Below are 12,113 nucleotides of genomic sequence, written 5' to 3'. Positions count from 1 at the left end.
TTACGAAGGACGGGACTTCGGCAGGGGCACATCCTCAAGATGCTCGCTGGGCCAGGTGGCGATGGTGTGAACCTGCTCGGTTACCCGGTCCTTCAAATAGCTTTCCTGCCCCGGCAGACCCATCGGGTAAAGGGCATCGCGGCTCGCCTCATAGGCCGCACTCTTGTCGGTGCACAGACGAATGCGCATGTCTTCCGGCGCCACACCGGTTTGGTTCTGCAGGCCCTCGACAAGCCCTGCGCCTGCGGGCAGGCGGCCATCGAATGCCTGCGTCAGGTATTGCGCAGAGCGCTCGTTGCGCTCGCGTTCCGTCGTCGCACCCAGGATGACCACCATCATGCGCCGTCCGTTGCGTGTCGCCAGCCCGACAATGTTTCGCCCGGAGGCGCAGATGAAGCCCGTCTTCATGCCGATCGTGCCGTTGAACCGGGTCAGGAGCAGATTGTTGGACTTGATCTCCTTGCCATCGATCGTGACGGAAGAGGCCTGGAAAAAGCGCCTGTATCCGGGAAACACCCGGTCGACCTCCATGCCCAGGATCGCGAGATCCCGCGCGGTCGTATAGTTCGTCTTGTCGAACAGGCCGTTCGGATTGGAATAGTGGGTGCCGGTGAGGCCAAGACGCGCCGCCGTCCTGTTCATCCGCACAACGAAGGACGCCTCATTGGATGCCACGGCTTCGGCAAGGGCTACGGCGACGTCATTGGCCGATGCGGTAATCACGGCATAGAGCGCGTCTTCGAGCGTCATCGTCCGCCCGAAGGTCAGGCCCGACTCGAGAAATGCCTGCTTTGTGGCATTGCGGGTCATCACCACCGGCGTCGACATGGTCACTTCACCGGCTTTCAGCGCTTCGAACACGACGAGCGCCGTCATCAGCTTGGTCGTGGAGGCAGGATACCACGGCGCGCCGGCATCCTCCTGGTAGAGCACCTGGCGGCTGTCGGCATCGACGACGAGAACGGGCGTGGCCTTGGCCGGTGTGGCGGCGGCAAACGGCGCCCACGCAAAAAGCGATGCGATAAGGACCAGTCGCGCCCACGGCCGCCTTGCTGTTGTGTCGTTGCTCATGTGCCATTCTCCGAAGAAGGAGCCCTAATGCCATCATGCGCCGCATGAGCGCAAGCCTTTGCTGCGGCGCCCGAGCCGGCGGGTCGGCCGGTCTCCCTGTGGAAACGGCGCACAAAAAAGAGGCCCGCTTTCGCGGGCCTCAACCGTTTGGACCGGGGAATGGTCGCTCCAAACGTACTTTCTACAGAAGGGCTTAGCCCTTCCAGAGCCCCTCGCGGACAAGATCGTCCATGGTGAGCTCAATGCCCTTGCGCAGGATCGCCGTCATGTCGTCGATCTGCGAAAGCGAGATGGTGAGCGGCGGCGACATCACGCACATGTTAATGAGCGGACGCACCAGGAGGCCGAGTTCCTGGCAATGTTTGTCGATGCGTTTGCCGACTTCGAGGTCGAGTGTCAGCGGATTGTTGCTGGCGCGGTCGGCGACACATTCGACGCAGGCCATCAGCCCGAGACCCCGCACCTCGCCAACCAGCGGCAGGTCCTCCAGCGCCTTCAGGCTTTTCTGGAAGTGGTCCGACATCGCCAGCGTATGCTCCAAAAGCCCGCCCTCCAGAATATCGAGGTTCTTCAGCGCCACGGCGCAGCCGACCGGGTGGCTGGAGTAGGTGAGCCCGTGTGCGAACATCGCTTCGGAATGGTTCGACCGGCGCAGTTCCTCGAAAAGCCGTCCGGCGATCATCACGCCGCCGAGCGGGAAATAGCCCGACGTGACGCCCTTGGCGAAGGTGATCATGTCCGGCTCGATGTCGAAGACATCCTTCGAAGCAAAGACATGACCGAGCCGCCCGAAGGCCGTCACCACCTCGTCGGCGATGAACAGGATATCGTTTGCGCGGCAGAGCGCGTGCATGCGCTTCAGGTAACCGGGCGGCGGCACGATGACGCCGCCGGAAGCCATGACGGGCTCGGCGATGAAGGCGCCGATCCTGTCCGCGCCTCTCTCCTCTATGACCTGCCGGAATTCCTCGACGAGGAAATCGCAGAAAGCCTCGACGCTCATGCCTTCAGGCCGGCGGAAAGGGTTCGGGCAGGAAAGCTTCACGACGAGGTCGGACGCGCTGTCCATCCAGTCATGGTCGCGCGGCCGGCCGTTGAGCGAGGCCGAGAGAAAGGTCGAGCCGTGATAGCCGCCCTGTCGGGAAACGATCAGCTTCTTCTCCGGCCGGCCCTTTACATTGTTGGCGAACTGCATGAAGCGCAGCGCCGTCTCGACCGCCGAAGAGCCGCCCGTCGTGTAGAAGACATGGTCGACACCATCCGGCGCATGCTTCGCCAAGCGCGCCGACAGCACGGCAGAGGGCGTGTTCGTCGTATACCAGGGCGAATTGTAGGAAAGCTCCATGGCCTGCGACGCCATGACGTCGGCCAGCTCCTTGTTGCGGTGGCCGGCATTGACGCACCACATGCCGGCAGGACCATCGATCAGCTTGCGGCCGGCGGCATCTGTCACATAGATGCCCTCACCGGATTCGATGCGCCCGCGCGCCTCCGCGCCGATGGAGCCGGAGACCGGCCAGGGCTGCACCAGATGGCGCTCCGCAAGCCGGGTGAGATCGTCGACCGCCTCGTCAGCCTGCTCGTTCGCCGTCTTCAGAATTGCCGCCATATCCCTCTCCATCATGTGTTTGCGAAAAGATTCTGCGCACAACAATATGAAAGAATTTAAGTTTCCCAATCATATTGAATGTTCGTTCAATCAATATTGCAGAAACAGGGCTTGATTTCAACGGGGATTTGGGCGCATGTTTCGTTTCGGGAACACACCAAGCCGAAAAGGCAGGCGTACATGGAAACGGGAAAGCTCACGCTTTATGAGAGTTGTCGCGGCTGGAGTTCCGCACGATGACGGCGACGGCGTTCGAGAGGATCGACGACGCACCCTCCCCCTCCAGGCGCCGGGCCTGGATGCGGAGCGAAGAGGCCCGCGGCCTCGCCATGGTATCGCCGACCTTCCTCTACGCGCTGGCGCTGCTCTTTCTCCCGGTCCTCATCGTCATCGCCTACAGTTTCTGGACGCAAAACTATCTCGACATCGACCGCACCTTCACGCTGGAAAACTACCGGCAGGCGCTCACCGAGCCGATCTACCGCGACCTTTTCGTCCGCTCGCTCTGGATCTCATTGACCGTCAGCGTCGTGACCGTCGTCTTCTCCTATCCGGTCGCCTGGTTCATTTCCTTCCATGGCGGCGTGCACAAGAACCTCTGGCTCTTCCTCGTCACCGTGCCCTGCTGGACCAGCTATCTTCTGCGTGTCATGTCGTGGAAGATCATCCTGGGCTATGGCGGCGTCATGAACACCGGTCTCATCTCGATGGGCCTCATCGACAAGCCGGTGACCTCGCTGCTCTACAACTCCAATGCCGTCGTCATCACGCTGGTGCACAGCTGGGCCGCCTTCGCCATCCTACCGATCTATGTGTCGCTCCAGAAGGTGGACCGCACATTGATCGAAGCGGCGCGCGATCTTGGCGATAGCCGCATCCGCGCCTTCTTCCGCATCACGCTGCCGCTGTCGCTGCCGGGCGTCATCTCGGCCTTCCTGATCGTGATGATCCCGACGGTCGGCGACTACGTGACGCCGCGCCTCGTCGGCGACAAGGACGGCGTGATGATCGCCACCGCCATCCAGGCACAGTTCGGCAAGGGCGCGAACTGGCCGCTGGGCGCGGCCCTTTCGGTCACGACGATGATCCTCGTGTCGCTCGTGGCGGCCGCCGTGGTTCTCGCCCTGAAGTTCACCGTGCGGAGGATCAAATGAGCCTTCTCACGCAGCGCCTTCGCTTCATTCCCTGGCTGCCGGTCTATGTCGCGGTTTATTTCCTGTTCCTCTACCTACCCATTCTGCTGCTGCCGGTCTTCTCCTTCAACAATGCGGCCACCACCACCTTCCCGCTCGCCGGCTTCACGACCAAGTGGTACGGCTCGCTCGCCGGCAATTCGGTGATGATGGAGGCAGCCTGGAACAGCCTCGTCGTCGGCATCTCGGTCGCGCTGCTGTCGACCATCCTCGGCATCTGCGCCGCCCGCGCGATCACGCGCTACCGCTTTCGCGGCCAGCGCGCGGCGACAGGCCTCATCATGGCGCCGCTCTTCCTGCCGGAGATCATCGTCGCCGTCTCGCTTTTGATGATCGTGCTGGCAATGGGTGTCGAACTCTCGCTCTTCACCGTCATTCTCGGCCAGACGGTGTTCTGCGTGCCCTATGCCATGTCGGTGCTGGTCTCCGGCTTCGAGGGCTTCGACCGCAGCCTGGAGGAAGCCTCCTACGATCTCGGCGAAACCGCCATCGGCACCTTCCGGCGCGTGACGCTGCCGGTGGTGGCGCCCGCCATCGTCTCCAGCCTGCTCGTCACCTTCACCATTTCGCTCGACGAGTTCATCCTCGCCTTCTTCCTGTCCGGCACCGAGCCGACGTTGCCGGTCTACATCTGGGGCCAGTTGCGCTTCGCCGCCAAACTGCCCGGCGTGCTGGCGCTCGGCACCATCATGCTCGTTGCCTCCATCCTCATGCTGACCCTCGCCGAAATCCTGCGTCGCCGTGCTGAACGCCGCACGCAGATGGCGCTCATGCTGCCCTAGGAGCCATCCATGCCCGACCGCGCGATGATCCAGATCGAAAACGTGTCGAAGTTCTACGGCATCTACAAGGCGCTCGACGACGTGTCGCTGTCGATCGCAGAGGGCGAATTCTTCTCGCTGCTCGGCCCCTCCGGTTGCGGCAAGACCACGCTTCTGCGCTCCATCGCCGGCTTCGAAACGCCGACGGCCGGCGAGATCTATATCGACGGCGTGCCCTCTCTGGCCCTGCCGCCGAACAAGCGGCCGACCAACATGGTGTTCCAGAGCTACGCCATCTTCCCGCATCTCGACGTAGGGGAAAACGTCGCCTACGGCCTGAAACGGCTAAAACTTTCGCCGGAGGACGAGAAGAAGCGCGTCGGTGACGCGCTCGATATGGTGCGCCTGTCGGGTCTCGGCCAGCGCAAGGCGCACGAACTCTCCGGCGGCCAGCGCCAGCGCGTGGCCCTCGCCCGCGCCCTCGTCATGCGCCCGAAGGTGCTGCTGCTCGACGAACCCCTCTCCGCCCTCGACAAGAAGCTGCGCGAGGAAATGCAGGTGGAACTGCGCACCCTGCAAAAGGCGGTTGGCATCACCTTCATCCTCGTCACGCATGACCAGTACGAGGCCTTGGCGCTTTCCGACCGCATCGCCGTCATGTTCGGCGGCCGCATCGCCCAGATCGCCAGCCCCAAGGAAATCTACCAGCGCCCACGCACCCGCAAGGTCGCCGACTTTCTCGGCGGCATGAACTTTTTGAAGGCCAAAGTGCTCGGCGAGCAGGCCGATACCGTCTCCGTCGATGCCGCGCGCTTCGGTGCCGTCAATCTCGTCAAGCCGCAGGGCTTTGCCACCGCCAACGGCCATGTCACCGTCGGAATCCGCCCGGAGCGGCTGTGCTTGCTGTGGGACGACGATCGCGCGCCACACGAACTCACCGGTCGCATCGAGAACCGTGCCTATTTCGGCGAGGTCACCCACCTGACAGTCGGCATTGACGGGCTGGAACAGCCACTCTCCATGGTCGAGACGAACAATTTTGGCGCAGACGACCTGCCTGTCGGCGCAGAAATCCGCCTCGCCTATGATCCCGATGCCTTCGTGCTTCTGGCGGAGGACCCGCCGGTTTCGCGGGTGTAACGCCAGAGCCTACTTTTCGCGCACGAAAACGTCAGCCTCGACGGCTGCGGCGATGAAGGCGTTGCGCGCCTCGGAGGGCGGCTTCCTGCCCTCGAGCACGGCTGCGCAGGTCTTTCGTGCCGCCTTGAGTTGCCGTCCCTTCTGGAGAGGCCAGTCATTCACAAGCGCCCGCACCGCCTCCTGCGTGCTGACGATCGTTCTATACTGGCCAAGATGCGGCGTCTCGAAAGTGATCGGTTTGCTCCAGCGTTTCGGGTCCATGACGCAATACCTCACGCGATATTGAACCGGACTCAACGCAGAGCGCTCCCGGGTCGTTCCGGGAGCGGACGGGCGATCTATGGCAGGGGGCGCTTAAAAGCGCTTAAAAGTCCTCAATAGCCCGATTTGATCTTCTCGAACTCGGCGATCATCTTCTGCCGCAACTCCGTCGGGATCGGCGCCTGGAAGAGCGTGTTGGCGACGAATGAGTCGACATCCGCATAGCCCTTGGCGGCAAGGATCTTCGGGTCGACGACAGCCATGCCCTTGGCATTGGAATGGCCATACCCCCAGCTTTCGACCATATAGGCGGCGACGGCAGGGTCCGTGACGGCGTTCAGATAATCATAGGCAAGATCAGGGCTGCCTTCGGCACCCTTGAGCCGCGAGTAGCCGCAAACCCAGGTGGAAAGCCCCTCCTTCGTGTCCTTCTTGATGGCGACCGGCTGGCTTTCCGCCTGCAAAGTGGTCGCCGTCTCGTTCCAGGCCCAGGCGAGATCGACTTCGCCGCTGGCGAGCGCCTGGCTGAGATCCGTGTTGTCCGTCCAGTAGAGCCGTACGTTCTTGTGCACCTCGCGCAGAAACGCCGAGGCCTCCTGGAACTGCGCGTCCGTCATCGCCGTCAGGTCCTTGAGGCCGATGGCGAGGCCCGCCAGCGCATAGGCGTCGTCGACATTGTCACCGATCGACACGCGGTCCTTGAACTTCGGATCGGCAAAGGCTTTGAGCGAGGCGATTTCTTCCGGCTTCACCGTATCCGTGCGGTAGGTCAACACCGTGTTGCCCCACTCGAAGGGAAGGAACCACGCCGTGCCGTCTTCCGACGTCATCAGGTTCTTCATCGTCTTGAAATTCGGCAGCATGTCGTTCCACGACGTCAGCTTCGACGTATCCAGCGGCTCCAGCAACCCGGCCTCACGCCATTTCACGATGCTCTGCGCGCAGGGATGCGCGATATCCGCCTTGAAGCCCGACCGTAGTTTCTGGAACGCTTCTTCTTCATCGCCGAAGAACGAGAAATCCGGCGAACCGTTGTGTTTCTCCGTATATTTGGGATGAAAAGCGGGGTCCTCGTAGCCGGACCAGTCGAAGACGGTGAGCGTATCGGCGGCGAAGGCAGGGAGTGCGGTTCCGAGAGCGAGGAAGGCGGCCAATGCCGTCGTGGTGTACCGCTTGGCCGTGTTTGTTGTCGTCATGCCGTGCTCCTTCCCCGTTTTCGGGTTCCCTATTGTGGTTTTGGTCCTTGCAAAGTCAGATGGTTCGGGAAAACCGTGACGACGAAGGCGATTGCCGCCTCCAGCGCCTTCTCCCGCGTGGTGCCGTCGCCCATCATCAGGCGAAGCCACAGGCCCTCCAGCATGGCGCAGAGCGATAGCGCCATCGGCTCCGGTTCATAGGCATAGCCGCCCTCCACCTTCAGCTCGGCGCAGAGCGCGATCACGGTTTCCTGGTATTTGACGTCGCGCGCACCGCACAGCGCCTGGTAGGTCGGGCGCGACTTCGCCTCACCCCAGAAGGCGCACCAGGCGGCAAGTTTGCGCTTGGTGCAGATCTTGCGGTCGAAATCGGCATGCACGACGGCCCAGATGCGGCTCGCCACGCTTGGGCCGGCTTTTTCCAGCGCCGCATTCCAGTGGTCGCCATACTCTTCCGACATGAATTGCAGCGTGGCGACGAGCAGGTTTTCCTTGCTCTCGAAATGGAAATTGACGATGCCACGGGAAAGGCCAGCACCATCCGCCACATCTGCCAGCGTGGTATCGGAATAACCGCGCTTGGCGAGCGAATCGATTGTCGCCTCGATGAGCTGCTGCCGTCTCGTTTCCTTGGAGGCCTTGCGGCCCCGCTTCTCGCCATCACCCGAGCCCTGTTCAGCCCCGCCTGCCCGCATCTTCACCGTCACCTTGCCTTTGGGATTTTTCATGAGCACGGTCACGGGCGTTCTCCCGCGGCCGGCTTGTTTGCGCGCAGATGAGTGGGACAATGCTCCCCGCTGTCAAGAACCTTCTGCATGGCGGTCCAGGTGCGGATATTCTTCTCGACATAGGCCTCGCCGACAGCTGCGACAGCCTCGTCATAGAGCGGACCTTTCAGACGTGCCAACTCACCGCGCGCCACCTCGCGATACCAGCCGTTGCGGCTCTCGGCGGTGCAATCGACGAACCCCGCCGTCGCCATGGCCCTCAGATAATGGCGCGACGAGGCCATGCCGAAGCTCAGTCCCTCGGCGGCGATGTAGTCCTTCATGTCGGGGCTCGGCTCACCGTCATGGCCGATCAGCCAGTCGGATGCAGCGAAGACGCCGCCGGGTTTCAGGACGCGGAAGAGTTCGGCAAAGAGCGCCTGCTTGTCCGGCACATGGATCATCGCATCCTTGGAGAACACGGCATCGAATTCATCAACATCGAACGGCAGACTACCCGGCGAACTGGAAACGAAACGCACGATGGAGGAAAGCCCCTGCGTCACCGCCGCCGCCCTCGCCCGTTCGATGACAGGCTGCTCGACATCATAACCGACGATCTCCGCAGGCCCTTGAGTCCTGGCAATATGGAGGGTTATGCCGCCGGCGCCGCAGCCGAAATCGAGAACGCGTCGCCCCTTGAGATCGACACCCGCCAGCACGCGATCGACCTCTGCCGGCCCGCCGGGCGAAAGATAGCCCTCGCCCCACAACACGCCGAGGAAACGGATCGCCGCCTCGTCATATTCCGGCTCTGACGCCGTACCATCCCCGTCTGTTGCCACCATGGCAATCCCTGCTCCAGCGGCCACAGAACCGGCGCGCTTGTCCATAGGTCGAAATTCTAGCGCATAATCAGGCGATTGCAAGATACTTGCTGAATGATCATTCAGAATATCTGGACAACATTTTGCTTTTGATGCAGCTTTTAGAAACAAGGGAGACATCAAAAATGCAAAAGTACGATGCCCTGATCGTCGGTGGCGGCCACAACGGGCTGGTCACGGCGTGTTATTTGCAGCGCGCCGGCCTCAAGGTCGTGGTGGTGGAAAAGAACGGCTGGGTCGGGGGTGCCGCGACCAGCCGGGAGTTGACGCCCGGCTTCCTCTATTCCAACTGTTCCTATGTCTGCTCGCTGTTTAGGCCCGAGATCATGCGCGATCTCGAACTGCCAAAACACGGCCTCCAGGTCATCGCCTATGAGGGCGGCGCGGTCTTCACCCGCGATGGCGACTACCTCGCCTCCTACCGCGACCACGACAGCCACCGCCGCGAATTCGCCCGCTATTCGAAGCGCGACGCCGAGGCTTACGAGCGCTACGCCCGCGACGTGACGCGCCAGTGCCGCTTCATCCAGCCCCTCTTGATGCGCACCGCGCCGGATCCGTTCGGTTTTCGCCCGCGCGACATTTCGGAGTTCCTCTACCTCGCCAAGAAATTCGGCGAGTTCAGCCCGCACGAAATGGCCGAGACGCTGCGCTTCTGGACCATGTCGATTTCCGATTATCTCGACGAATATTTCGAGACGGACGTCATCAAGGCCTATCTCGCGCTCTCCGGCATCATCGGCACGGCGCTCGGCCCGATGTCGCCGGGCACGGCCTACGTCCTGCTCCATCACTACATGGGCGAAGTGGACGGCTCCGTCGGCGCCTGGGGCTATGCGCGCGGCGGCATGGGCGCGGTGACGCAGGCGCTCGCCCGCTCCTTCGAGGCCGTGGGTGGCACGATCCGTACCGATGCCGAAGTCTCGAAAATCCTCACCCGCGGCGGGCGCACCACCGGTGTCGTGCTGGCGAACGGAGACGAGATCCGCGCCGACCTCGTCGTCTCCAATGCCGACGTGAAGCGCACCTTCCTGAAACTCGTCGACGAGGACGCCCTGCCCGGCGAATTCGTCCACCGGGTCAAGCACTTCAAGATGCGCGGCTCGTCGGGCAAGGTGAACATCGCGCTCGACAGCCTGCCGGAATTTCCGGCCCTGCCGGCAGGCTCTTCCTGCATGCGCGGCGACATGCACTTCACCGATTCCATCGAGCGTATGGAGCGCGCCTATGACGACTGGAAGGACGGGCGATGGTCGGCCGATCCGTTCCTCGACATGGTGATCCCGACGACACTCGACCCGACCATGGCCTCGCCCGGCAAACATTTCATGAGCTGCTTCGTGCAGTACTGCCCGCCGAAAGTGGAGGGCCGCGACTGGACGGATGCCGACCGCGACGCCTTCGCCGAAACCGTCATCAGCCAGATCGCCGACTATTCGCCCGGCTTCCGCGACCGCATCGTGCATATGGAAGTGCGCACGCCACGCGAGATCGAAAATGAGGTGGGTCTCACCGAGGGCAACATCTTCCAGGGTGAGCTCACCTTCGACCAGCTTCTCTTCAACCGGCCGGTGCCGGGCTACGCCCAGTATCGCAGCCCCATCCACGGGCTCTACATGTGCGGCTCCTCTACCCATCCGGGCGGGGGCGTGATGGGCGCACCCGGCCGCAACGCCGCCGCCGAAATCCTGCGCGACCTGAAGCGCACCCCCGAACAGATGAGCAAAGCCCATGACGTCATTTGATGCGATCGTTATCGGCGCCGGCCACAACGGGCTCGCCGCCGCCACCCGCCTCGCCAAGGGCGGCCGCAAAGTGCTGGTGCTGGAAGCGGCGAATGCTCCGGGCGGCGCGACGCGCGGGCATGAATTTGCCCCCGGCTTCCGCTCCGCCGGCCTTGCGCATCTCGTCAACCGGCTCGATGCGGACGTCGCGCGTGATATTGGCCTCGACCTCACCGGCGACGGGACGCTGCTGCCCACGACCGTGCTCGATGGCTCCGGCAAGGCCATCACGCTGCATGGCGCCTACGGCGAGAGCATCGCCGGTGTCTCCGCCGAGGAGGAAGCAGCGTTCGCAGCCCTGCGCAAAAAACTCATCTTCCAGGCCGGCATCCTGAAGCGCTTCCTGCGCCGCCCGCCGCCGCAGATCGGCGCGATCTCGCTTGGCGATCTCTCCACCTTCGCCGCCGCCGGCTTCGGGCTGATCCGCAAGGGACGCAGTGAAGGCCGCGATTTCCTGCGCATGCTGCTGATGAACGTCGCCGACGTTTCGGACGAATATCTGAGCGACGACCGGTTGAAAGGGCTGCTCGCCTTCGATGCAACGCTTGGCATCCATCTCGGCCCCCGCTCACCGACCTCGCTCCTTGGCCTCTACTATCGCCTGACAGGTGACGTCGCCGGCGAGATCGGCGGCCAGTTCGTGCCATCAGGCGGCATGGCAAGCGTCGCGCCCGCCTTCGTGCACGCCGCGGAAAAAGCCGGCGTCACCGTCCGCTGCGGCACACCCGTCGGCCGCATCCTGGCCGATCGCGGCAGGACGAGCGGCGTCGTCACGCGTGACGGCACGGAGATCACCGCCCCGATCGTCGTCTCGGCGATCCATCCGCAGACGACCTTCCTCAACCTCGTCGACCCCGCGGAAAGCGGCACCGGCTTCGTGCGCTCGGTGAAGAACGTGCGCAGCTATGGCAATGTCGCCAAGCTCGACCTTGCACTCGATCGCATTCCGAACTTCGAGGGCCTGCCGGTGGATGCCCGCACCGGGCGCATCGTGCTGGTGCGGTCGATGGAACAGGTCGAGCGCGCCTTCAACCCCGCGAAATATGGCGAATTCTCTCCCGATCCGGTGATGGAATTGACGCTGCCGAGCCTTGTCGACCCGTCGCTTGCGCCCGCGGGCGGCTGCACGCTTTCCGCGCTCGTCCAATACGCCCCCTATCGCCTCAAGGCAGGATGGGAGGCCGGCAAGCCGGCATTCCTGAAGATCATCCTGGAAACCTTGGAGCGTCACGCCCCCGGCATCGGCAAATCCGTCGTTGCAGCCAACCTGATGACGCCCGTCGATATCGAGGCGGAGTACAATCTGCCCGGTGGCCATTGGCATCATGGCGAATTGCAGGCCGACCAGTTGCTGATCAACCGGCCGACAAGTGCCGCCTCCGGCTACACGACGCCAATCGAGGGCCTGTATCTCGCCAGCGCCGGCGCGCATCCGGGCGGCGGCATTTCCGGCCTGCCGGGCTGGAATGCGGCCCGCCACATCCTTTCGGGAGCGAAAGCATGA

The 12,113-nt window shown here is 63.1% G+C and carries 11 protein-coding genes; 5 read left to right on the top strand and 6 right to left on the bottom strand.

Features of this window, described 5'->3' with window-relative positions:
- Both BSY16_RS03380 and BSY16_RS03375 read right to left on the bottom strand, forming a co-directional pair.
- Window positions 1-1,071: a D-alanyl-D-alanine carboxypeptidase family protein gene (locus BSY16_RS03380; protein ID WP_069058368.1), complete on the bottom strand. Its 1,071-nt coding sequence runs from the start codon at window positions 1,069-1,071 to the stop codon at window positions 1-3.
- 193 nt (window positions 1,072-1,264) lie between these two features.
- Window positions 1,265-2,680 (bottom strand): aminotransferase, encoded by a 1,416-nt coding sequence (locus tag BSY16_RS03375; RefSeq protein WP_069058367.1) that lies wholly within the window; start codon window positions 2,678-2,680, stop codon window positions 1,265-1,267.
- A gap of 236 nt (window positions 2,681-2,916) precedes the next feature.
- Between BSY16_RS03375 and BSY16_RS03370 the strand changes: the two genes are divergently transcribed.
- The 3 genes from BSY16_RS03370 to BSY16_RS03360 are packed head-to-tail and all read left to right on the top strand — an operon-like array spanning window position 2,917 to window position 5,774.
- Window positions 2,917-3,834: an ABC transporter permease gene (locus BSY16_RS03370; RefSeq protein ID WP_069061341.1), complete on the top strand. Its 918-nt coding sequence runs from the start codon at window positions 2,917-2,919 to the stop codon at window positions 3,832-3,834.
- Window positions 3,831-4,655: an ABC transporter permease gene (locus tag BSY16_RS03365; protein WP_069058366.1), complete on the top strand. Its 825-nt coding sequence runs from the start codon at window positions 3,831-3,833 to the stop codon at window positions 4,653-4,655. Before BSY16_RS03370 ends, BSY16_RS03365 begins: the two co-directional genes overlap by 4 nt.
- Window positions 4,656-4,679: 24 nt before the next feature.
- A complete protein-coding gene (locus BSY16_RS03360) occupies window positions 4,680-5,774 on the top strand; it encodes an ABC transporter ATP-binding protein (protein ID WP_069061340.1) in 1,095 nt (364 codons plus the stop codon).
- Between the two features lie 9 nt (window positions 5,775-5,783).
- Here the strand turns inward: BSY16_RS03360 and BSY16_RS03355 are convergent, their stop codons facing one another.
- From BSY16_RS03355 to BSY16_RS03340, 4 genes are all read right to left on the bottom strand, one after another.
- Window positions 5,784-6,035 (bottom strand): DUF982 domain-containing protein, encoded by a 252-nt coding sequence (locus BSY16_RS03355; protein ID WP_069058365.1) that lies wholly within the window; start codon window positions 6,033-6,035, stop codon window positions 5,784-5,786.
- A 113-nt stretch (window positions 6,036-6,148) separates the two neighbouring features.
- Window positions 6,149-7,231 carry an extracellular solute-binding protein gene (locus BSY16_RS03350; RefSeq protein ID WP_069058364.1) on the bottom strand — a complete coding sequence of 361 codons (1,083 nt, stop codon included), beginning with the start codon at window positions 7,229-7,231 and terminating at the stop codon, window positions 6,149-6,151.
- 29 nt (window positions 7,232-7,260) lie between these two features.
- Window positions 7,261-7,926, bottom strand: coding sequence for a TetR family transcriptional regulator C-terminal domain-containing protein (locus tag BSY16_RS03345; RefSeq protein WP_069061339.1), 666 nt, complete (start codon window positions 7,924-7,926; stop codon window positions 7,261-7,263).
- Between the two features lie 41 nt (window positions 7,927-7,967).
- Window positions 7,968-8,786, bottom strand: a complete 819-nt coding sequence (locus tag BSY16_RS03340; protein ID WP_069058363.1) for a class I SAM-dependent methyltransferase — start codon at window positions 8,784-8,786, stop codon at window positions 7,968-7,970.
- 164 nt (window positions 8,787-8,950) lie between these two features.
- On the opposite strand from BSY16_RS03340, the gene BSY16_RS03335 reads away from it, so the two are divergent.
- Both BSY16_RS03335 and BSY16_RS03330 read left to right on the top strand, forming a co-directional pair.
- A complete protein-coding gene (locus BSY16_RS03335) occupies window positions 8,951-10,570 on the top strand; it encodes a phytoene desaturase family protein (protein WP_069058362.1) in 1,620 nt (539 codons plus the stop codon).
- Window positions 10,557-12,113, top strand: a complete 1,557-nt coding sequence (locus BSY16_RS03330; protein ID WP_069058361.1) for a phytoene desaturase family protein — start codon at window positions 10,557-10,559, stop codon at window positions 12,111-12,113. Before BSY16_RS03335 ends, BSY16_RS03330 begins: the two co-directional genes overlap by 14 nt.

The organism is Sinorhizobium sp. RAC02 (assembly GCF_001713395.1).
In the GTDB taxonomy this organism is placed as follows: domain Bacteria; phylum Pseudomonadota; class Alphaproteobacteria; order Rhizobiales; family Rhizobiaceae; genus Shinella.
This window is presented reverse-complemented; position numbering and strand designations above follow the sequence as displayed.

Coding starts and splice junctions, on each gene's coding strand:
- BSY16_RS03380 (WP_069058368.1), bottom strand. CDS start 1,071: ATGAGCAACGACACAACAGCAAGGCGGCCGTGGGCGCGACTGGTCCTT.
- BSY16_RS03375 (WP_069058367.1), bottom strand. CDS start 2,680: ATGGCGGCAATTCTGAAGACGGCGAACGAGCAGGCTGACGAGGCGGTC.
- BSY16_RS03370 (WP_069061341.1), top strand. CDS start 2,917: ATGACGGCGACGGCGTTCGAGAGGATCGACGACGCACCCTCCCCCTCC.
- BSY16_RS03365 (WP_069058366.1), top strand. CDS start 3,831: ATGAGCCTTCTCACGCAGCGCCTTCGCTTCATTCCCTGGCTGCCGGTC.
- BSY16_RS03360 (WP_069061340.1), top strand. CDS start 4,680: ATGATCCAGATCGAAAACGTGTCGAAGTTCTACGGCATCTACAAGGCG.
- BSY16_RS03355 (WP_069058365.1), bottom strand. CDS start 6,035: ATGGACCCGAAACGCTGGAGCAAACCGATCACTTTCGAGACGCCGCAT.
- BSY16_RS03350 (WP_069058364.1), bottom strand. CDS start 7,231: ATGACGACAACAAACACGGCCAAGCGGTACACCACGACGGCATTGGCC.
- BSY16_RS03345 (WP_069061339.1), bottom strand. CDS start 7,926: ATGCGGGCAGGCGGGGCTGAACAGGGCTCGGGTGATGGCGAGAAGCGG.
- BSY16_RS03340 (WP_069058363.1), bottom strand. CDS start 8,786: ATGGTGGCAACAGACGGGGATGGTACGGCGTCAGAGCCGGAATATGAC.
- BSY16_RS03335 (WP_069058362.1), top strand. CDS start 8,951: ATGCAAAAGTACGATGCCCTGATCGTCGGTGGCGGCCACAACGGGCTG.
- BSY16_RS03330 (WP_069058361.1), top strand. CDS start 10,557: ATGACGTCATTTGATGCGATCGTTATCGGCGCCGGCCACAACGGGCTC.